The sequence below is a fragment of the Bradyrhizobium canariense genome (genome assembly GCF_018130465.1).
GTDB classification, from domain to species: Bacteria; Pseudomonadota; Alphaproteobacteria; order Rhizobiales; family Xanthobacteraceae; genus Bradyrhizobium; species Bradyrhizobium canariense_C.
In genome coordinates, this window is the sequence record NZ_JAFCKJ010000002.1 from 704,236 (window position 1) to 723,403 (window position 19,168).

Consider the following 19,168-nt stretch of genomic DNA (forward strand, 5'->3'; position numbering starts at 1 on the left):
TAGGTGTATCTTGACGTTCCTTCTTCCACAAGTAGATTAAATGTTCGGGGTAAATGGGGTACCGGGAAACTACGGAAACGGTGAATTGAGGCAGTGTCCAAAGACGTGCTATACTGGACAGCGAGGGTCAGGAAACGCACCGATGTCCGCCGTGGATTATGGCCGGGAAGCGCTCGACTTCATTGAGGGGCTTGGAGCCTATACCAAGGTTCCGGACGCCATGGATGCGCTTGCGACCGCGTTCGGCCGGTACGGCTTCGAGCACATCATTGTCACCGGCTTGCCGAATCCCGATCAGCGCTTTTCCCAGATGGTGCTCGCCAAGAAGTGGCCGGCGGAGTGGTTCAACCTCTATACCCAAAAAGGCTACGACCGCGTCGATCCCGTGATCCGCAAATGCCGGCAGACGGTGAATCCTTTCGAGTGGTCTGAAGCGCCGTACGATCCGGAACTGGAGCCGGGCGCGGTGGAGGTGATGCGGCGCGCTGCCGATTTCCGCATGTCGCGCGGCTTCGTCGTGCCGATCCATGGATTGACCGGTTACGAGGCCGGCGTCTCGCTCGGTGGCGTTCACCTCGATCTCAATGCGCGCAGCAAGCCGGCGCTGCACCTGATCGGGATGTACGGCTTCGATCACATTCGCCGCCTGCTCGATCCGGCGCCGCATCGATCGATGCGTCTTACCCCGCGCGAACGGGAGGTGCTGGCCTGGGCCTCGCAGGGCAAGTCGGCCTGGGAAATCGGCGAGATCCTGCACATTACGCAGCGCACCGCCGAAGAGCATCTTGCAACTGCCGCGCGCAAACTTGGTGCCGTCAACCGGACGCATGCGGTCGCGATCGCAATCCGCCACAGAATCATCACCCCCTGAAATCCGCGCCTACTGGGAAATTTCCCAATAGTCGGTGTGGCCGTTTTCCGTGAGGGTTCCCCATTATTTCGAACAATGGGGGAATAAATGATTCATGTGATTTCTGCCGTCAACCGGCACCTCTACGAGGACGTTCTCGAGCAACATTTCAGGGTGCGTCACGAGATTTTTGTCGAGGAGCGGAAATGGGAGGCGCTGCGCAAGCCCGATGGCCGTGAGGTCGACGCCTACGACAACGAGGACGCGGTCTACCTGCTGGCTCTCGAAAATCGCCGGGTGCTCGGCGGCTCCCGTCTGTATCCCACCACCAAGCCGACGATGATGAGCGAGGTTTTCCCGCATCTCGCCGCGGTGCGCGGTTGCCCCTCGAACCCGCTGGTATGGGAGTGGTCACGCTTCTTCGTTTCGCGCGAGCGCCGCGACGGCGCGTTCAATTGGCAATTGATGGCGGCGGCGCAGGAGTTCTGTCTCGATCAGGGCATCGAGCGTCTCTGTCTTGTCATGGAGACCTGGTGGCTGCCGCGCTTCCACGAGATCGGATTCGTCGTCACGCCGCTGGGATTGCCGGCGCTGATCGAGAATTCCTGGACGATGGCGGCCACGATCGAGGTCCGTCAGGAGTCGCTCGACGTCGTGTGTGACCGTCTCGGGATGACAAACGTCGTGCAACAGGACGGTCCGCGTATCGATTGCGTCGCCCGTGCCAACCTCTGCGGCCTCGCCGCACAACGAAAGAGCGCCTGAGATGTCGAACATGATGCGGGACAGCCAGATCATGGCGCAGACCAAGGACGAGAATCTCGGCTACATGTCCGACATGGCGCTCGAACTGGCGCAGATGGCGGAAGACACCGGATTGGCGACGCTCGCCTATCTGTTCCGGATGGCGGCGCTGGAGGCCTCGACAGCCAACAGCGTGCTCGCCGAACCGGATGACCTTCCCCGGCAGATGACGTCGCACTAGGCGTATCCTTCCCAACGTTGCGACGAATTTCACACCCTCCCCCCGGCAACGGGGGGAGGGTGATCGTTTTGGGTGCGTCAGGTTGACCCAGCCTGCACGGCAGCGTTCTTGCCGAGCGGCAGCGTTCTTGCAGAGTGGTAGCCTTCTTGATGGTAGCCTTCTTGCCGAGAGGCGCTCGATCGCATGCATCGGCATGCAACAAAGTGCATGTTTGGTGTCGAATCGCTCTTGCCTCGGAACGATACTGCCATTACCCATTTTTCCGCCTTGTAGAGGCAGGGGGAGCTCTTTCACTGATGGCGACCGTGTTCGAACATCGGGGCGAACCTGCGTGCGCCTGAAAGAGTTTTGATGCTGCTGGTCGTCGAACAGTTCTTGAATGGATTGCAGTTCGGCCTGCTGCTGTTCCTGCTCGCCGCCGGCCTGACGCTGGTGTTCGGGATCATGGATCTCGTCAACCTCGCGCACGGCTCGCTCTACATGATGGGCGCCTATTTCGCCGCGACCTTCGCAGCCTGGACCGGCAGCTTCCTGCTCGGAGCGCTGCTGGCGCTCGGCGCGACGCTCGTGCTCGGCATCGTGCTCGAGATGAGCGCGCTGCGGCATCTCTACGGACGCGACCATCTCGACCACGTGCTTGCGACCTTCGGCCTGATCCTGTTCTTCAACGAAGCCGTGCGGCTGATCTGGGGACCGGCCGGGCTTGCGCTGCCGCTGCCGGTCTGGCTCACGGTGCCGGTGCCGATCCTGCCGGGCATTCACTACCCCGCTTATCGCCTCGCCATCATCGCGGTGGCGCTGCTGGTCGCACTGCTGCTCTATCTCGGCGTGATGCGCACCCGCATCGGTATGCTGATCCGCGCCGGCGCCTCCAATCGCGAGATGATCGGCGCGCTCGGCATCAACATCAAGCTGCTCTACACCTTGGTGTTCGGCCTCGGTGCCGCGCTCGCCGGCCTTGCCGGGTTGATGCAGGCGCCGATCCTCACCGTGCAGATCGGCATGGGCGAGAACATCCTGATCCTCGCCTTCGTCATCATCGTGATCGGAGGTATCGGCTCGATCCGCGGCGCGTTCCTGGCCGCGATCCTGGTCGGCATGATCGACACGCTCGGCCGCGCCTTCCTGCCCAATTTGTTGCGGCAGGTGCTGAGCGGCGCCGCTGCCTCCACCGCCGCGCCCGCGCTGTCGTCCATGCTGATCTATCTGCTGATGGCGATCGTGCTGGTGGTGCGGCCGGAGGGGCTGTTTCCGGCCAACCGTCGATGAAGGCTTTCACTGTGAGCAAGGCCGTCACGGCCCTGATGCTGGCGGGCCTCGTGCTGCTTCCGCTCTATTCGCAAGCATCCGGCAACATCTTCATCCTGACGCTGTTCACCCGCATCGTCATCCTGGCGCTGGCGGCCGCGAGCCTCAACCTCATCATGGGTTTTGGCGGCATGATGAGTTTTGGCCACGCCGCCTATCTCGGCATCGGCGGCTACGCGGTCGGCATGCTGGCGCAGGAAGGTGTCGGAAGCGGCTTCATCCAGTTTCCGGTCGCGCTCGCGGCCTCCGCTACTTACGCGCTCGTGATCGGCGCGCTCTCGCTTCGCACGCGTGGCGTTTACTTCATCATGATCACGCTCGCCTTCGCGCAGATGGCCTATTACGTCGCCTCGGGGCTGGCGCGTTATGGCGGTGATGACGGCCTCACCGTCTACAAGCGCAGCGACTTCTCCGGGCTGATCAATCTGTCGAACCGCACGCAGTTCTATTATCTCTGCCTCGCCTGCCTGTTCGGCGTGGTGTTCCTGATCTGGCGCATCGCCAATTCGCGCTTCGGCCTCGTCTTGCAGGGCCTGCGTTCCAACGAGCAGCGCATGCAGGCGATCGGCTTTCCCTCCAAGCGCTACCAACTGGTCTGCTTCGTCATCTCGGGCATGATGTGCGGGCTCGCCGGCGCGCTGCTCGCCAACAACACCGATTTCGTCAGCCCGGCCGTGATGTACTGGACGCGATCCGGCGACCTCATGGTGATGGTGATCCTCGGGGGCATGGGCACGTTGTTCGGTCCGGTCATCGGCGCGGTGGTGTATTTGCTGCTGGAAGAGTTCTTGTCGCAGCTCACCGAATACTGGGCGCTGATCATGGGGCCGTTGCTGCTGCTGATCGTGCTGTTCGGCCGCGGCGGCATCATGGGCCTGCTCGGGAGGCTCAATCGTGGCTGAACCGCTGCTCCGCGTCGACAGACTGGTGCGCCGCTTCGGCGGCATCGTTGCGACGGACAACGTCTCGCTCGACGTCGCGGCAGGTGAGCTGCATGCCATCATCGGTCCGAACGGCGCCGGCAAGACCACGCTGATCAGCCAGCTCACCGGGCATCTGGAGCCGCATTCCGGCAGCGTCTCGCTGGCGGGGCGCGACATCACCTATCTGCCGGCCTATCGCCGCTGCGCGCTGGGCCTGGCACGTTCGTTCCAGATCACCTCGCTGCTGCTCGATTTCACCGCCGCCGACAATGTCGCGCTCGCGGCGCAAGCGCATGCCGGCACCTCGTTCCGCTTCTTTGCCAATGCACGCAAGGAAAAGGGCCTGCGCGATGCCGCGCATGCCGCGCTCGACCGCGTCGGTCTCGCCCATCGTGCTGATGTCCTGGTGTCCAGGCTCAGCCATGGCGAGCGGCGCCAGATCGAGCTGGCGGTCGCGCTGGCAAGCAAGCCGAAATTGCTGCTGCTGGACGAGCCGATGGCGGGCCTCGGCGTCACTGAGTCCCAGCGCATGGTGCAGCTGCTCCAGGAGCTGCGCAAAGAGGTCTCGATCGTGCTGGTCGAGCACGACATGCCGGCGGTGTTTGCGCTCGCCGACCGCATCTCGGTGCTGGTCTATGGCCGCGTCATCGCCTCCGGCGATCCGGCCGCGATCCGGGCGAACGAGGACGTCAAGCGCGCCTATCTCGGCGACCAGCATGTGGTGACGCACCATGGCTGAAAAAGTGATGGCTGACACGCTGCTCGACGTCGACGGCATCGAGACCTGCTACGGCCTGTCCCAGGTGCTGTTCGGCCTGTCGCTGTCGATCAAATCAGGCGAGATGGTCTCGCTGATGGGTCGCAACGGCATGGGCAAGACCACGACCATCCGCTCCATCATGGGCCTGACGCCGGCGCGCGCAGGCAGCATCCGCTTTGCGGGCTCGGAAGTACGGACGCAGCCGTCCTACCGAATCGCAAAGCTCGGTGTCGGCCTCGTCCCCGAGGGGCGGCAGATCTTCCCGAACCTCACCGTGCGCGAAAACCTGGTCGCGGCCGCCGCCGATCGTTTCGGCAGCAGCAATCCCTGGACGCTGGCGGCGATCTACGTGATGTTTCCGCGCCTCGCCGAGCGGGCCTCCAACATGGGCAACCAGCTCTCCGGCGGCGAGCAGCAGATGCTCGCGATCGGCCGCGCGCTGATGACCAACCCGAAGCTCCTCATCCTGGATGAAGCGACCGAAGGCCTGGCGCCCCTGATCCGCGAAGAGATCTGGAACTGCCTGTCGCTGCTCAAGAGCCGGGGACAGTCGATCCTCGTCGTCGACAAGAACGTCGACCACCTTGCCCGCATCTGCGACCGCCACTTCATCATCGAGCGCGGCAAGACGGTGTGGAGCGGCACGTCGGATGAATTGTTGGCCGAGCCGGATCTGCAGCACAAATATCTGGGGATCTGAGGCGTTCGCCGCTCCGGCGGCGGCATCGTCCGCGCAAGTCGCCCCGCGCAAAACCGCTTCGAGCAAATCCAGTTTCGAAATCCTCCAAACTGCGCGCAGAGCTCTTGAGCGCGCCGTCGCCAGCGGCCAAAGTCGCCGGCGTAAGCGGATTCAATGCGGGACTTTTACGATCAAATTGTCGGACGGCTTGGGGACGACAGCATCGGTTCCGCGCAGCCCCACGCTTCAACGGCCGCTCAATGGCTGGATTTTCCGGGCTGCGTATTCGTCAGAGGTGAGTTTCGAGCCGACGCCGACGGTCCCGCGATTGTCGCGCCGGGCTTGTTCATCTCCGTAGCCTTGAACGAGGCCGCAGGCCGCGGCATTCCGACGCGCGCAAGCTGTGAAAGGCAGATGACGGCAATTGCCGTGCGCGAATCCCTCGCTGTGAAACGCTCGATTTGCCCTGGCGTGCGTCCTGCGATCGGCTTGGCGCTGCCCCGAGCCTCCATCGACGGACTTGGACTCGGCGACGCGTTTCGGGCGTTGTTCAAGACCGACGCGTTGGACGCGGCCATCGTCTCCCTGACGGCGTCTCCGCGTGTGCAGGCCGTCGCTGCAGAAATGTTCTCACCGCCAATCGCCGGAAACGCCGCGCAATTGTTGCTGTCGGCGCATGCCGCCGAGATCGTGGTCCACGCTTTGTTCAGCGAGCGCGGCCGGATCGCGTTCGATCCCGCAGCCGACCTCCAGCGGATCCGCTTGCAATCGGTCAAGGAGCAAATGGACGCCGATCTCGCCTATCCCTGGAGCATCGACGAACTGGCTCGGAACGCGGGGCTGAGCCGCCGGTCCTTCAACCAGAAATTCCAGATGGCGTATGGCGAGAGTGCTATCGACTATCTGAGGGGCCAGCGACTCGATGCCGCACGTGCGCTTCTGATTCATCGGCGCTTGTCGGTCACCGAGGCGGCCTATCGGGTCGGCTACGCCCATCCGGCAAATTTCGCAACGGCCTTCCGCAGGCGCTTCGGCCATTCGCCGAGCCGCTTGCAGTGAACTTGTAGTGGACTTGCAGTGAACTCGAAAGGCTCCACGCGCGATCAAAGGTGATTTGCGCGCGCGCAAAGGCGGTGCGCGCCTCGATCTGGTTACTCCCGGGTTGCTTGAAGACGGAACTCGGGGAAGACGATGAAGTGCAACGACGGGCGGACGCCTGGCTGGGAACGGATCATGCGGGCTGGCCTGGGAGTAGCCGGCTTGGGAGTGGCTGGCTTGGGCGTGGTGCTGCACGCGACGCCATCGGCCGCACAGACCTCCGGAACCAACGCGACGTCGACGGCGGGGACATTGCCTCCGGTCACCGTGGAGGCACCGAGCCAGGCGCGTCCGCGTGCCCAGTCCGCCCAGCGCGCATCACAATCGCAGCGCGGCCGCGTCACGGCGCGGCGCAATTCCGAGGGCGCGCAAGCCAGAAATCCGGACGCGCGCGAGGCTGGTGACAGCCGCGGCAACGCGCCGAGCGAGCGCAGCTATGTTGCAGGCAGCAGCTCGGCGGGCACAAAGACCAACACGCCATTGCTCGAGACGCCGCAGTCGATTTCGGTCGTGACGCGCAAGGAGCTCAACGATCGCGCCGTGCAGACGCTGACCGAGGCGGTCGGCTATCAACCGGGCGTCCGCATCGATGCCTCCGGCTACGATCCGCGCTTCGACGCCATCGCGATCCGCGGCTTCGACGTCACCTACAACGGCGTCTATCTCGACGGCTTGCGCCTCGTCGGAGCCGGTCTCAGCGTGTTCAAGACCGAGCCCTATGGCGTCGACAGCATCACCGTGGTCCGCGGGCCGAGTTCGGCGCTCTACGGCCTCGGCTCCCCCGGAGGCCTGATCGATCTGCAGAGCAAGCTGCCGACCAGCCAGCCGTTCCACGAGGTGCAGACGCTGATCGGCGACCGCGACCGCGTTCAGGGCAATTTCGATCTGTCGGGCCCGGTTGATGCCAACGGTCAATTTTCCTACCGGCTGACCGGCGCGGTGCGCGACGCCGACGTGTTCGTGCCGGGCGGCAAGGACAATCGTGTCTACGTCGCTCCCGCCGTCACCTGGAAGCCGGATCAGTCGACGACCTTCACGGTCCTCGGTGCCTACCAGAAATCGAAGACGCCGGGATCGATGTTCACCTACTCCTCGGGGACAGGGACCGCGACGGACATCTTCACGGGCAGTCCGTCCTACAATTCGCTCGACCAGGAGCAGGGACGCGTCGGCTACATGTTCGAGCATGCGTTCAACAACGCCGTGACCGTTCGCCAGAAATTCCGCTATGTCGATGTCGATGCGGTCACCCGCTATGTCGGCTTTCTCGGCGCTCCCGTGGGCGATGTCGTCTCGCGCTATACCGGCTACGTCCACGACACGCTGCAATCGGCCATCATGGACAACCAGGTCGAGGCCAGGCTCTCGACCGGGCCAGTGCAGCACACGCTCCTGATCGGCACCGACTACACGTCGTCGAAGTTCAACGACAAGCAGGGATTCGGCTTCGGCGTCTCCTCTCTCAATCTGGCCGCGCCGGTCTACGCACCGGAATCCATTCCCGATCCCGCGATTTCGTCCTCGACGGAGCAGCGGCAAACCCAGTCCGGCGTCTATGTTCAGGATCAGGCCAGGCTCGATCATTGGATCCTGACGCTGAGCGGCCGCAGCGACTGGGTTCGTACCACGGGTGAGGATCTGTTCGCGCTGACCCGTCAGCAGCAGTCCGATCAGGCCTATAGCGGGCGGGCCGGCCTGACCTATGTGTTCGATTCGGGCGTGGCGCCCTATGTCTCCTATTCGACGTCGTTCTTTCCCAATCTCGGCGTCGACCCTTCGGGCGCCTTCTTCAAGCCGACCACCGGCAAGCAGACTGAAGTCGGCATCAAGTACCAGCCGCAGGGGACGAGAAGCTCCATCACCGCGGCAGTGTTCGACCTGACCCAGGATGGCGGACTGGTAACGACGGGGACCGGCGTGACGGTCCAGCGCGGCGAGATCCAAAGCCGCGGCTTCGAATTGCAGGGGCTCGCGAGCCTCGGCGGCGGGTTCGACATCACCTCGTCGTACACCTATCTCGACATGGTCACCAAGCAGGCCGGGGACAGCTCGCAGATCGGCAAGTTTCCGTCGGGCAATCCTCCGCATACCGTGACGCTGTGGGGCAACTATGCCCTGCCGCTGGCCGGCCCGTTCGCGGGACTGAGCGTCGGCGCCGGCGCGCGCTACATGTCCTGGAGCTATGGTGACGATGCGAACACGTTCAAGAACAGCTCGGTGACCCTGATCGACGCGGCGCTGAAATATGATTTCGGGCAGGCGGCAAAGGAGCTGAAGGGCCTTCAGTTCCAGGTCAACGCCAAGAACCTGTTCAATCTTCACTACACCACGTGCCAGGTCGGATATTGCTACCGCGGCGCGCCGCTGACCGTCATCGCAACGCTCGGCTATCGCTGGTGAATGGAATCTCGAGGACGGCCAGGCATTCAGTGTCGTCCTGGCGAGGCTGGGGAGCGTCGCTCGCCAATCACCAATAGATCCCGTGGCGATGCAGTTCGCGGATCACGCGGGCTTCGGTGGACGGCTGGCGGTGTCTCGGCTTGGCCGTCTCGGTCGCGCCTGCCACCGGCGCGGCGGTGGACTGAGCAGGTGCTGCGGCAGCTGGCGCAGTCGCGACGGCCGGCGGGGTCGCAACCGTGGTCGTCGGTTGGGTCGGGGTCGGTGAAGTGGTCGCCGTTTGGACATTTGCCGCTGGCGTTGTTGCCGGCGGCTGTGTTGCCTCGGGCGCGACCGCTGTCGGCGAGGCCGGTTGCTCGGCCGCCTGCTGGCTTGCATTGGTCGCCGCAAGGCTCAGGCTCCGCGGGCCGCCGGCATGGGCCTGTGTTGCGAGCAGCGACATCACTGCGGTCAGGACCAGCCTGCGCATCGAAGCCTCCTTTATCCGGTCAATCCGTCTTACCTAAATTCGCCGGCCCTCTAGCGTGGCGAGCGGCCCATTCCGATTTCGATCAAGCTGGCACGGCAGGACAGGCGATAGATCAAGTTGAACAATTGACCCCACATGACCGAACTCCATTGTTGATCACCGCGGACAAGATACCTCCACCGTCTTTCCGGCGGTTTTCGTCGGCCGGGGAAAATGGCTTCGTCGGGAGCGGTGAAATGTCGTCGGAACAGAGCCGACGAAGTCGCCTCACGGGGAGGTGAGGCGCATCTCGGTCAAAACACCTCGAAATATTCGCGATGCTCCCAGTCGGTCACCTCGGACAGGAAGCGGTCGATCTCGGCATTCTTGATGTGGGTGTAATAGTCGACGAACTCGGCACCGAGCTTTTCGCGGAAGAACGGATCGTCCTTCAGCGCGCTGACCGCATCGCGCAGCGACTTCGGCAAGAGCGGCGCCTTGGTTTCGTAGGGCGTGTCGGCCGACGGGCCGGGATCGAGCTTGCGGTCGACGCCGTCGAGGCCCGAGAGAATCTGCGAGGCCATGTAGAGATAGGGGTTGGCGGCGGGCTCGCCGATGCGGTTCTCCAGGCGCGTGGCGGCGTCGCCGGCAGCGCCGAGCACGCGGATCATCACGCCGCGATTGTCGCGGCCCCAGATCGCGCGGTCCGGCGCCAGCGAATAGGAGCGGTAGCGCTTGTAGCCATTGATGGTCGGGGTGGTGAACACGGTCGACGCGCGGGCGTGGTCGAGCAGGCCGGCAAGCCAGGCGCGGCCGAACGCGCTGAGCGGCTCGCCGCCCTCCTTTGTCGTTTCCTTGGCCATTTCCTTGGCCATGAACTGGTTGTCGCCGCTGGTGCGTGAGACGACCGATTGGTGGAGATGCCAGCCGCTCGCGAACAGGTTCGGCAGCTTCGGCCGGCACATGAAGGTGGCGTGATAGCCGTGGCGGTGCGCGATCTGCTTCACGGCAGAGCGGAACAGCACCATGTTGTCGGCGGGCTCCAGCCCCTTCTTCGGGGCGAAGGTGAATTCGCACTGGCTCGGCCCGAACTCGACCTCGATCGAGCGCAAGGGCAACCCGAGCGCGACGACGTCACGGCGCAGGATCTCCAGCACCGGCTCCATCTGGTCGAAGCGCTGCTCGGTGAGGTATTGATAACCGTGGCTGAGCAGGCTCACCGAAGGCGGCGTGCCGGGCTGGCCGGCATCCTCCGGGCGCATATGCGGATCGTCGAGCTTGAAGATGTGGAATTCGACCTCGAGCCCCGCGATGAAATCGTGGCCGCGGCGTCCGAGCTCATCGAGCGCCTTGCGATAGAGCCCGCGCGTCGCGAACGGCACCGGGCGGCCGTCGTTGAAATAGAGGTCGCAGAGAACCCAGCCGGTGGTCGGTGCCCACGGCAAAACGCGAAACGTGGTGGGATCGGCGACCATCAGCGCGTCGGCGGCGCCCTCCATCTCCTTCATGCCGAAGCCGCCGCCTGACGTGAACACCGGAAACACCGTGCGGTGCGAGGTGTCCTTGGCGAGCATGGTGGTGGTGATGGAGCAGCCGCTCTCCAGCGAGGCGATCGCCTCGGCGGCGACGATGGTCTTGCCGCGCAAAATACCGTGCTGGTCCGGGAAGGCGAGGCGGATGACCTCGAGGTTCCTTTCCTCGACGATGCGGCGCATCCGCGTCGCCGCGTCCTTCTGCTCATCCGACCACAGCGCATGACGCGCGACGAAAGTCACTTTGCTACTCCTCCAGCCGTGAGACACGAAGCATGCGCCACATTCTCCGTCATTGCGAGCGCAGCGCAATGACGAGGATGGGCCGTCACCCTCACTCCGCCGCCGTCAGCCGGTGCACGTTATCCGCGATCTCCTTCGGCACCGGCACCGTCCACGGCGCGCCGCGGCGGCGCTTGACGTCGACTTCCATCCAGTAGGTCTCCCAGCCCCGCGTCGGCCCGATGCCGTCCATGGTCGCCGGGCCCTGGATCGAACGCGCCGTGCTCTCGTCAAGATGCAGCATCGGCTTCTCGCCGCCTGCGACCTTCTCGATCTCCTGCCGCAGCAGGCGGCGGTATTGCACGATCGCCTTGTCGCTCGTGCCGAGGTGCTCCCTGGTGCGATCCTGGATCGCGCCCATCGATTCCACCGCCCACTGGTCGTGGACGTTGATGTCGGTGCCCATGCCGGTATAGGTCGCCGTCTGCTGCTCGTGCGGGTCGAAGCCGTAGTCGTTGGTCCTGTTCTTGCGCGATTTGTAGTCCGGCAGCTCATAGAGCTCGAGCCGCTGGTCGCGCATCTTCTTCTTGTCCACGGGGTTCGAATAGCTGGTGAAGATCGCGTACCAGTAGCAGTTCTCGTCGTCGACCGGCACGTGCCACTGCGTGATCGTCATCTCCGTGCTCATGGGGATGACGAAGCCGTGCGGGAAGACCTGGTTGGTGACGCGCACATGGGTGCGCTCCTCGTCGATCTCGCGCAGCGCGATCAGCCGCAGGCCGTATTCGGTGTGCTCGACATTGATGATCGGGCGGTCGTACTCGCGCAGGATCTTCGTCATCGGCAGGTCGGAGCCGGCCGACGCGCCGCGGAACTGCTTGCCGTAAGCCGTCGACGTGTCCTCGTCCTCGAAGAAGCGATGCAGATAGGAGGCGTGCGCGGGATCGATGCCGACTTCGAGCGCCTGGAGCCAGTTGCAGGCCATGTGCCCCTTGAACGCAAAAGTATGGGTATCAGGCGCGACGAAGCAGTCGAACTCCGGGAACGCCGGCGGTTCGCCCTCGCCGAGATAAGCCCAGAGGATGCCGCTCTTCTCCACCACGGGATAGGAGCGCTGCCGAACGTTCTGGCACAGCTTCGAATCCTTCGGCTCGGCCGGGGTCTCGATGCATTGCCCGGTGGCGTCGAACAGCCAGCCATGGAAGGCGCAGCGCAGGCCGCCATGCTCGAGCCGACCGAAAGCGAGATCGGCGCCGCGATGGGCGCAGTGACGGTCGATCAGGCCGTAGCGTCCGGTCTCGTCGCGGAACAGCACCAGGTTTTCACCGAGCAGTTTGACCGGGCGGATCGGGCGATCGCCGTCGAGCTCGTCCACCAGCGCCGCCGGCTGCCAGTAGCTCCGCATCAGCTTCCCGCAGGGGTCCTTCGGACCGGTGCGGGTGATCAGGTCGTTCTGCTCCTGGCTCATCATGGCGAGTGCATCCTTTGTGGAGTGGCGTTTGTTCGCCTATTGAACGAATGGGCGAATTATGACATGCCTTGATCCGGCAGCAAGCACTATTTTGCAGGAATGTCCCGAGCCCATGCCCAAGCTGAAGCGAAGCGAGAGCGACGAACGCGCGACGGATTTCGTCGAGAGCCTCGATCGCGGGCTGCGGCTGCTGCAATGTTTCGGCACCACGCCCGGCCCGATGACGCTCAGCGATCTCGCCCGTGCCGCCGATCTTCCGCGTGCCACCGCGCGGCGCATGCTGTTCACGCTCCAGCGCGGCGGCTTCGTCAGTGGTGACGGCAAGCTGTTCTCGCTGACGCCACATGTGCTGACGCTGGCCGCGTCGTATCTGCGGTCCAGCCAACTCGTCACGGTCCTGCAACCGGTGCTCGACCGCGTCGCGACAGCGGCTAACGAAATCTCCTCGCTCGCGGTGCTCGACGGCGATGAGGTCGTGTTCATCGCGCGTAGCAGTCCGGCGCGGATGTTTTCAGGTGGGCTGGAAATCGGCTACCGCCTGCCGGCCTTCTGCACCTCGGTCGGCCGCGCCATGCTCGGCCAACTCAACGATGCCGAGCTTGCTGCGCGTCTGAAAGCGATGAAGCGCGAGGCGCTGACGCCGCAGACGGAGACCGATCCCAAGGCATTGCTCGCGCGCATCGTCGCCGACCGCGCGCAGGGCTATTCGCTGGTCGACCGCGAGGCCGAGCCGCATTTCCGCTCGATCTCGGTCCCCGTCCGCCGCTACGACGGCGTGATCGTCGCCGCCATCAACATGGGCGCCCATGTCGACCGGGTGCCGGCGCAGGAGCTGATCGAGCGATTTTTGCTGCTGCTGCGTGACGGTGCGGCGAATGTGAAGGACAGGCTGCTGTGACGAATGGCGGCAGGCACACCGCTTCTGACGCTGTGGATACGGGTGTGGAGTTCTATCATCTGAGCGATGAGAGAGCGTTCTTTGAATGGTTGACGCGAATCCCCTGCGTGCAGAGTTGCGAGGGTGATGGCAACCGGGTCTGGTTGTTCGATTGAAACGGCGGCCAGGAAAGGACGATCTCTGGCAGCTTCTCGCACTCTGCCATCGCTATGGCGTCGACATGAAGCAATTGGCAAAATTCGAGACGGCCAAAAATCGTGTCTGGTTCCGCGATCCACGGAAATACTGGTACCGCGCCGTGTTTGGAAAGCCATCCGCGCGGCAGTAAGCGTAGGGTGGGTTAGCCATGCGGCTGCGCGAAGCGTAGTCGCTCGGCGTAACCCACCACTTTTCGCACCGCGGGACCCAAAGAGGTGGGTTACGCTGACGCTAACCCACCCTACATTCCGCCGTCTGTGCTATAATGCGCTCCACACAAGACTAGGGAGCACGCCATGCAACACACCATGGTTCCCAGTGATCGTGTGCAGCACGTCGTCGTCTATGGTTGTGACGGCACGAAGCTCGGCACGATCGAGCGGTTGATGCTCGACAAGGTGAGCGGAACGGTCGCCTACGCCGTGATCAAGACCGGCGGGCTGCTCGGTACTCATCACCATTATCCGGTGCAGTGGAGCGCGCTGAAATATGATCCGGGTCGTCAGGCCTTCCAGGTCGAGCTGACGCCGGCGCAATTGGGCAGCGGCCCCTGCGAGTTCGACGGCGACGAGTTCGACTGGGGCGACCGCTCGCGACCCTACCAGCACCCGAATTACTGGTCGGTCTAGCCGCGTCAGAAGTACGCGGTTACGCCCCCGGTGAGCAGCGTCACGTCCGATTGCGCATCCAGTCGGCGAGACCGGACAACGCCTTGTCGAGGTCCTGCCGCGCGGCAGCATCCACAACCGTTTCCTCCAGCGCGCCGCGCATGCAGAGCATCCACGCGTCGCGCTCGGCATCGCCGATGGCAAAGCCGAGGTGGCGCTGGCGCAGCCGTGGATGGCCCTTCTCGACCGAGTAGAGTTTCGGGCCGCCGGTCCATTCGGCGAGATAGCGCTTCAGCACGTCCCTGATCAGGCCGAGATCGGCGGCGTGCATCGCGCGGATCATTTGGGCCTCCGGCAGCGTGTCCATCCGCTCGTAGAAACGATCGACCAGCCGATCGATCGTGGCGCTGCCGCCGATACGCTCGAACATGGAGATTGCGACATCGCTATCGGTCATGGTTCATCCTGAAGCCTGCTGTTGGACTCGGATATATTGTCCTAGGAGCTCGCGCACAAATCCCGCTGTCGTCCCGGCGAAGGCCGGGACCCATAACCACAGGCGGTAGTTTGACGAGGACTCGTGGTTGCCAGCTCGCGCCACGACGGCTCCCTGGGGGTATGGGTCCCGGCCTTCGCCGGGACGACAGCAGAGGGAGGATTCGGCGCGCTTACAGCGCCACGCTGCGCAGACCAAAGCTGCGCGCTTCGTTTTGCAGCACCGGCCGTACCGCGTCGATCAGGCGCGCCGCAGCGGCATCGACGGAAAGTCCCGCCGTGTCCACCACCGCCGTCGCGCGCGCATACAGCGGCTCGCGGCTCAACAGGATGTTGCGCAGCTCCGCCATGGCGGAGCGGTCGTCGGCCATCGGGCGCAAATCGCCCTGGCGGCGGACACGGGCCATGTGCTCCTCGGGCTCGGCCTTCAGCCAGATCGTGTAGAACGACGACAGGATCTGGTCGAAGGTCAAAGGCTCCGAGACGATGCCGCCGCCGGTCGCCAGCACCATCAGCTCGTTGCGCGCGAGCAGCTGTTGCAGCGCCGCCTGCTCCATGCGGCGAAAACCTTCCTGGCCGTAGAGCGCGATGATCTCGGCGACCGAGAGGCCGTTCTGCTGCTCGACCTCCTTGTTGAGCTCGACAAAACTCCAGCCGACCTTCTTCGCCAGCATCCGCCCAAGCGTCGATTTGCCGGCGCCGCGCAGGCCGATCAGCGCGATGCCGCAGAACGGCGCGCGCCGCGGCGCGGAGGCGCTGCCGCCCGTGAGCAGGTCCTTGGCTTGCGCGATCTGCGCCGGCGTCGCCTTGCGCAAGAGATCGCGAAACATCTGCCAGTCCGGGGTCGGATCGGCTGAGGGAAGCAGGTCCTCCAGATGCGCGCCCATCGCGTCCGAGACGCGGCGGAGCAGCACGATCGAGACGTTGCCCTTGCCGCTTTCGAGCTGCGCGATGTAGCGTTCCGAAATTCCTGATACCTTGGCGAGCACTTTGCGCGACATGCCGCGTAGCGCGCGCATGGTGCGCACGCGCTGGCCGAGCTGTTCGAGAAATCGGGATTCGGCGTCGGGACTGTCGGTCATGGACTTTTCTTTAGCGGATGTCCTGCGGCGCATTTAAATGAAACATAATGCCTGATAGCATTGACAGCAAGCCAATGCGGTGTCTTTCTATGAATTATAATTCTAAATTCAGGGGAGAAGTCCGTGAGCGAGGGATCCTATAACGCGGTGACCTGGCTGCTCGACCGGAACGTCGAGGAGGGACGCGGCGACAAGCTGGCGTTCGACGACACCGTCTCCCGTCTCACCTATGGCGAGCTTCAGCGCGAGACCCGGCGCGCCGCCAACATGCTGCGCCGGCTCGGCGTCCGCCGCGAAGAGCGCGTGGCCATGATCATGCTGGATACGGTCGATTTTCCGGTCGTGTTCCTCGGCGCGATCCGGGCCGGCATCGTGCCGGTGCCGCTCAACACGCTGCTGACATCAGATCAATACGCCTACATCCTCGCGGACTGCCGCGCCCGCGTGCTGTTCGTCTCGGAAGCGCTCTATCCCGTCATCAAGGACGTCGTCGGCCGCATGCCGGATCTCGAGCATGTCGTCGTGGCCGGCGCCAAGATGAACGGCCACAAGCAGCTGGCTGAAGAGCTCGCGGGCGAGAGCGACCGGTTCACGACCGCCGCGACGCATCCCGACGAGCCGGCGTTCTGGCTGTATTCCTCAGGTTCGACCGGCATGCCCAAGGGCGTGCGCCACATCCATTCGAACTTGCAGGCGACCGCCGACACCTATGCCAGCCAGGTGCTCGGCATTCGCGAGAACGATGTCGGCCTCTCCGCCGCAAAGCTGTTCTTCGCCTATGGCCTGGGCAATGCGCTGACCTTCCCGATGTCGGTCGGCGCCACCACGATCCTGAACAGCGAGCGCCCGACGCCTGCGCGGATGTTTGACCTGATGAACCGCTACAAGCCGTCGATCTTCTACGGCGTGCCGACATTGTTCGCGGCGATGCTCAACGACGAGGCGATGAAGGGCGAGCGCGGCGGCGGCGCCTTGCGCATCTGCACCTCGGCCGGCGAGGCGCTGCCGGAATCCGTCGGCAACAGCTGGAAGGCGCGCTTTGGCGTCGACATCCTCGACGGCGTCGGCTCGACCGAGCTGTTGCACATCTTCCTGTCGAACGCGCCCGGCGACATCAAATACGGCTCCTCCGGCAAGCCAGTGCCGGGCTATGCGGTGCGGCTTGTCAACGAGGCCGGACAGGACGTCGCCGACGGCGAGGTCGGCGAGCTGCTGGTCGATGCGCCTTCCGCCGGCGAGGGCTACTGGAACCAGCGCCACAAGAGCCGCCGCACCTTCGAGGGACCGTGGACCCGCACCGGCGACAAATATGTCAGGGATGCCGAGGGCCGCTACACCTTCTGCGGCCGCGCCGACGACATGTTCAAGGTCTCCGGCATCTGGGTCTCGCCTTTCGAGGTCGAGAGCGCGCTGATCACGCATCCCGCCGTGCTGGAGGCCGCCGTCGTGCCCGAAGCCGATCCGGAAGGTCTGCTGAAGCCGAAGGCCTTTGTCGTGCTGCGTCCCGGTGCGACCACGACGGACTTGCAGGAGATACTCAAGGACCACGTCAAGCAGAAGATTGGCCCGTGGAAATATCCGCGCTGGATCGACGTGGTGGATTCCTTGCCGAAGACGGCGACGGGCAAGATCCAGCGGTTCAAGCTGCGGGACGGGGCGAATTGAGCGGCTCCGTCATTCCGGGACGCGCAAAGCGCGAACCCGGAATCTCAAGCCATGGACTGCAAGGACTGCAATGTCGAGATTCCGGATCAACTCGCTTCGCGAGTTGTCCGGAATGACGGAATGAATGGAACGACATCATGACCAATCTCACCCCCACCGGCTTCCTCAGCATCGGCAACGCCAGCCTCGAATACAAATGGCTGGCGCCGCAAACCGCGGACGCGCCGACCATCGTCATGCTGCATGAAGGCCTCGGCTCGGTCGGGCTCTGGGGCGACTTCCCGGAGAAGCTCCAGCAGGCAACCTCCGCCGGCATCTTCGTCTATTCGCGCGCGGGCTACGGCCAGTCGAGCAAGGTCGCGTTGCCGCGGCCGCTCGACTACATGCAGCGCGAGGCGCTGGACGTGCTGCCGAAGATCCTCGATGCGATCGGCTTCAAGCGTGGCCTGCTGCTCGGCCATTCCGACGGCGCCTCGATCGCGACGATCTATGCCGGCGCGCATCAGGACCATCGCCTGAGCGGCCTCGTGCTGATCGCTCCGCATTTCGTCGTCGAGGACATCTCGTTGAAATCCATCGCCGCGATCAAGACCACCTTCGAGACCACCGACCTGAAGGCAAAGCTCGCGCGCTGGCACAGCGACGTCGACAACGCCTTCCAGGGCTGGAACGGCGCCTGGCTCGACCCAAAGTTCCGCGATTGGGATATTTCCGAGTCTCTCGCCTATATCCGTGTCCCTGTCATGGTCCTGCAAGGCGTGGACGATCAATATGGGACATTGCGTCAGGTCGAAATTGCCCAGGAAGAGTGTTACTGTCCGGTAGATTTGAAAGTCATTTCAGGCGCGGGACATTCCCCGCATCGTGAAGCGCCGGGGGCGACGCTTGACGCTATTGAGCAATTTGCAAAAGCGGCCCTGCGCGACGATCAGGGACTTCAGGGACGCGCCGCATGATCCTGCGGAGGCACATCTATGAATGTGCCTTCGAACGCGAGCGGCCCGCTGCCGTGGCCGCAATGGGCCTATGTGCCGGGCGAAGCCGCCGGGCTGGATGCCGATTACGAGACGCTCGCTCTTGCCACGGCGCTGGTGCCGTCCGCCTTTCGCGGTTACGTGCCGGCGCGCCATCCGGCGCTGCGCTACGGGCTCGCGCTCAACGACCGCGGCTATTTCTGGGAATCGCGGGAGGTGCTGGAAGCCGTGTGGGCCGCGGCGCCGCAGAACGGTCGCGAGCGCATTCTGCTGCGCGCCTGCATCCTCATCGCCAATGCCAATTTGCGGCTGCGCGTGCAGAAGGCGCATTCGGCCGCGCGCCTGTTCGGGGACGCGCTTGGGGAGTTGCGCTCGCTGAGCTCCCGCAAGGCGGCGCCGGTTGGCGACGGCTTTGTCGAGAGCTTTCCGATTCCGGCGCTGACGGCTCTGCTCCAGGCCAAGCTCGGCAGGGCCCAGCTCACCAAGGCCGACTGGATCGCACTCGGCGCTATCGTGCGCTCCTGACTCCGTGTATGAAACAAAATGCATGTCCGCTCGTTTAAGGGGTGGACGCG

The 19,168-nt window shown here is 64.1% G+C and carries 19 protein-coding genes; 14 read left to right on the top strand and 5 right to left on the bottom strand.

Features of this window, described 5'->3' with window-relative positions; translation table 11 throughout:
• Positions 1-142 precede the first annotated feature (142 nt).
• The 9 genes from JQ591_RS07505 (at position 143) to JQ591_RS07545 (ending at position 9,003) form a co-directional block, all read left to right on the top strand.
• Positions 143-871, top strand: a complete 729-nt coding sequence (locus tag JQ591_RS07505) for a helix-turn-helix transcriptional regulator (RefSeq protein ID WP_211395607.1) — start codon at positions 143-145, stop codon at positions 869-871.
• An 87-nt stretch (positions 872-958) separates the two neighbouring features.
• On the top strand, positions 959-1,615 hold the full coding sequence (locus JQ591_RS07510) for an acyl-homoserine-lactone synthase (protein WP_211395371.1): 657 nt from the start codon (positions 959-961) through the stop codon (positions 1,613-1,615).
• 1 nt (position 1,616) lies between these two features.
• On the top strand, positions 1,617-1,835 hold the full coding sequence (locus tag JQ591_RS07515; protein ID WP_008540920.1) for a hypothetical protein: 219 nt from the start codon (positions 1,617-1,619) through the stop codon (positions 1,833-1,835).
• 351 nt (positions 1,836-2,186) lie between these two features.
• The gene (locus tag JQ591_RS07520; protein WP_211395372.1) at positions 2,187-3,104 is read left to right on the top strand and encodes a branched-chain amino acid ABC transporter permease; all 918 of its coding nucleotides are present in this window, start codon (positions 2,187-2,189) and stop codon (positions 3,102-3,104) included.
• Positions 3,101-4,045 carry a branched-chain amino acid ABC transporter permease gene (locus JQ591_RS07525; protein WP_211395373.1) on the top strand — a complete coding sequence of 315 codons (945 nt, stop codon included), beginning with the start codon at positions 3,101-3,103 and terminating at the stop codon, positions 4,043-4,045. Before JQ591_RS07520 ends, JQ591_RS07525 begins: the two co-directional genes overlap by 4 nt.
• Positions 4,038-4,805, top strand: a complete 768-nt coding sequence (locus tag JQ591_RS07530) for an ABC transporter ATP-binding protein (protein ID WP_211395374.1) — start codon at positions 4,038-4,040, stop codon at positions 4,803-4,805. The genes JQ591_RS07525 and JQ591_RS07530 overlap by 8 nt, the downstream gene beginning before the upstream one ends.
• Complete coding sequence (locus JQ591_RS07535) at positions 4,798-5,526, top strand: ABC transporter ATP-binding protein (RefSeq protein ID WP_249136553.1); 729 nt, start codon at positions 4,798-4,800, stop codon at positions 5,524-5,526. The genes JQ591_RS07530 and JQ591_RS07535 overlap by 8 nt, the downstream gene beginning before the upstream one ends.
• A 393-nt stretch (positions 5,527-5,919) precedes the next feature.
• Positions 5,920-6,564: a helix-turn-helix transcriptional regulator gene (locus JQ591_RS07540; protein ID WP_249136554.1), complete on the top strand. Its 645-nt coding sequence runs from the start codon at positions 5,920-5,922 to the stop codon at positions 6,562-6,564.
• A gap of 207 nt (positions 6,565-6,771) precedes the next feature.
• The gene (locus JQ591_RS07545; RefSeq protein ID WP_349630372.1) at positions 6,772-9,003 is read left to right on the top strand and encodes a TonB-dependent siderophore receptor; all 2,232 of its coding nucleotides are present in this window, start codon (positions 6,772-6,774) and stop codon (positions 9,001-9,003) included.
• Between the two features lie 67 nt (positions 9,004-9,070).
• On the opposite strand, the gene JQ591_RS07550 is transcribed toward JQ591_RS07545, so the two are convergent.
• The 3 genes from JQ591_RS07550 to JQ591_RS07560 form a co-directional block, all read right to left on the bottom strand.
• The gene (locus JQ591_RS07550; RefSeq protein ID WP_211395376.1) at positions 9,071-9,469 is read right to left on the bottom strand and encodes a hypothetical protein; all 399 of its coding nucleotides are present in this window, start codon (positions 9,467-9,469) and stop codon (positions 9,071-9,073) included.
• A gap of 293 nt (positions 9,470-9,762) precedes the next feature.
• The gene (locus JQ591_RS07555) at positions 9,763-11,223 is read right to left on the bottom strand and encodes a glutamine synthetase family protein (protein WP_211395377.1); all 1,461 of its coding nucleotides are present in this window, start codon (positions 11,221-11,223) and stop codon (positions 9,763-9,765) included.
• 91 nt (positions 11,224-11,314) lie between these two features.
• Positions 11,315-12,673: an aromatic ring-hydroxylating dioxygenase subunit alpha gene (locus JQ591_RS07560; RefSeq protein ID WP_211395378.1), complete on the bottom strand. Its 1,359-nt coding sequence runs from the start codon at positions 12,671-12,673 to the stop codon at positions 11,315-11,317.
• A gap of 112 nt (positions 12,674-12,785) precedes the next feature.
• Here JQ591_RS07560 and JQ591_RS07565 point away from each other — a divergent pair, with 112 nt between their 5' ends.
• Both JQ591_RS07565 and JQ591_RS07570 read left to right on the top strand, forming a co-directional pair.
• Positions 12,786-13,571, top strand: a complete 786-nt coding sequence (locus tag JQ591_RS07565; RefSeq protein ID WP_211395379.1) for an IclR family transcriptional regulator domain-containing protein — start codon at positions 12,786-12,788, stop codon at positions 13,569-13,571.
• Positions 13,572-14,065: 494 nt separating this feature from the next.
• A complete protein-coding gene (locus tag JQ591_RS07570) occupies positions 14,066-14,398 on the top strand; it encodes a PRC-barrel domain-containing protein (RefSeq protein WP_211395380.1) in 333 nt (110 codons plus the stop codon).
• A 40-nt stretch (positions 14,399-14,438) separates the two neighbouring features.
• On the opposite strand, the gene JQ591_RS07575 is transcribed toward JQ591_RS07570, so the two are convergent.
• Together JQ591_RS07575 and JQ591_RS07580 are read right to left on the bottom strand one after the other, a co-directional pair.
• Positions 14,439-14,834: a group II truncated hemoglobin gene (locus JQ591_RS07575; protein ID WP_211395381.1), complete on the bottom strand. Its 396-nt coding sequence runs from the start codon at positions 14,832-14,834 to the stop codon at positions 14,439-14,441.
• 211 nt (positions 14,835-15,045) lie between these two features.
• Positions 15,046-15,987 carry a helix-turn-helix transcriptional regulator gene (locus JQ591_RS07580; protein WP_211395382.1) on the bottom strand — a complete coding sequence of 314 codons (942 nt, stop codon included), beginning with the start codon at positions 15,985-15,987 and terminating at the stop codon, positions 15,046-15,048.
• A 90-nt stretch (positions 15,988-16,077) separates the two neighbouring features.
• Here JQ591_RS07580 and JQ591_RS07585 point away from each other — a divergent pair, with 90 nt between their 5' ends.
• The 3 genes from JQ591_RS07585 to JQ591_RS07595 all read left to right on the top strand — a co-directional run bounded on the left by JQ591_RS07585 (position 16,078) and on the right by JQ591_RS07595 (position 19,118).
• Positions 16,078-17,619 carry a benzoate-CoA ligase family protein gene (locus tag JQ591_RS07585; RefSeq protein WP_211395383.1) on the top strand — a complete coding sequence of 514 codons (1,542 nt, stop codon included), beginning with the start codon at positions 16,078-16,080 and terminating at the stop codon, positions 17,617-17,619.
• Positions 17,620-17,756: 137 nt separating this feature from the next.
• Positions 17,757-18,575, top strand: a complete 819-nt coding sequence (locus tag JQ591_RS07590) for an alpha/beta fold hydrolase (protein ID WP_211395384.1) — start codon at positions 17,757-17,759, stop codon at positions 18,573-18,575.
• An 18-nt stretch (positions 18,576-18,593) separates the two neighbouring features.
• Complete coding sequence (locus tag JQ591_RS07595; protein WP_211395385.1) at positions 18,594-19,118, top strand: DUF309 domain-containing protein; 525 nt, start codon at positions 18,594-18,596, stop codon at positions 19,116-19,118.
• The last annotated feature ends 50 nt before the right edge of the window (positions 19,119-19,168 follow it).

Coding starts and splice junctions, on each gene's coding strand:
- JQ591_RS07505 (WP_211395607.1), top strand. CDS start 143: ATGTCCGCCGTGGATTATGGCCGGGAAGCGCTCGACTTCATTGAGGGG.
- JQ591_RS07510 (WP_211395371.1), top strand. CDS start 959: ATGATTCATGTGATTTCTGCCGTCAACCGGCACCTCTACGAGGACGTT.
- JQ591_RS07515 (WP_008540920.1), top strand. CDS start 1,617: ATGTCGAACATGATGCGGGACAGCCAGATCATGGCGCAGACCAAGGAC.
- JQ591_RS07520 (WP_211395372.1), top strand. CDS start 2,187: ATGCTGCTGGTCGTCGAACAGTTCTTGAATGGATTGCAGTTCGGCCTG.
- JQ591_RS07525 (WP_211395373.1), top strand. CDS start 3,101: ATGAAGGCTTTCACTGTGAGCAAGGCCGTCACGGCCCTGATGCTGGCG.
- JQ591_RS07535 (WP_249136553.1), top strand. CDS start 4,798: ATGGCTGAAAAAGTGATGGCTGACACGCTGCTCGACGTCGACGGCATC.
- JQ591_RS07540 (WP_249136554.1), top strand. CDS start 5,920: ATGACGGCAATTGCCGTGCGCGAATCCCTCGCTGTGAAACGCTCGATT.
- JQ591_RS07550 (WP_211395376.1), bottom strand. CDS start 9,469: ATGCGCAGGCTGGTCCTGACCGCAGTGATGTCGCTGCTCGCAACACAG.
- JQ591_RS07560 (WP_211395378.1), bottom strand. CDS start 12,673: ATGATGAGCCAGGAGCAGAACGACCTGATCACCCGCACCGGTCCGAAG.
- JQ591_RS07565 (WP_211395379.1), top strand. CDS start 12,786: ATGCCCAAGCTGAAGCGAAGCGAGAGCGACGAACGCGCGACGGATTTC.
- JQ591_RS07570 (WP_211395380.1), top strand. CDS start 14,066: ATGCAACACACCATGGTTCCCAGTGATCGTGTGCAGCACGTCGTCGTC.
- JQ591_RS07575 (WP_211395381.1), bottom strand. CDS start 14,834: ATGACCGATAGCGATGTCGCAATCTCCATGTTCGAGCGTATCGGCGGC.
- JQ591_RS07580 (WP_211395382.1), bottom strand. CDS start 15,987: ATGCGCCGCAGGACATCCGCTAAAGAAAAGTCCATGACCGACAGTCCC.
- JQ591_RS07590 (WP_211395384.1), top strand. CDS start 17,757: ATGACCAATCTCACCCCCACCGGCTTCCTCAGCATCGGCAACGCCAGC.
- JQ591_RS07595 (WP_211395385.1), top strand. CDS start 18,594: ATGAATGTGCCTTCGAACGCGAGCGGCCCGCTGCCGTGGCCGCAATGG.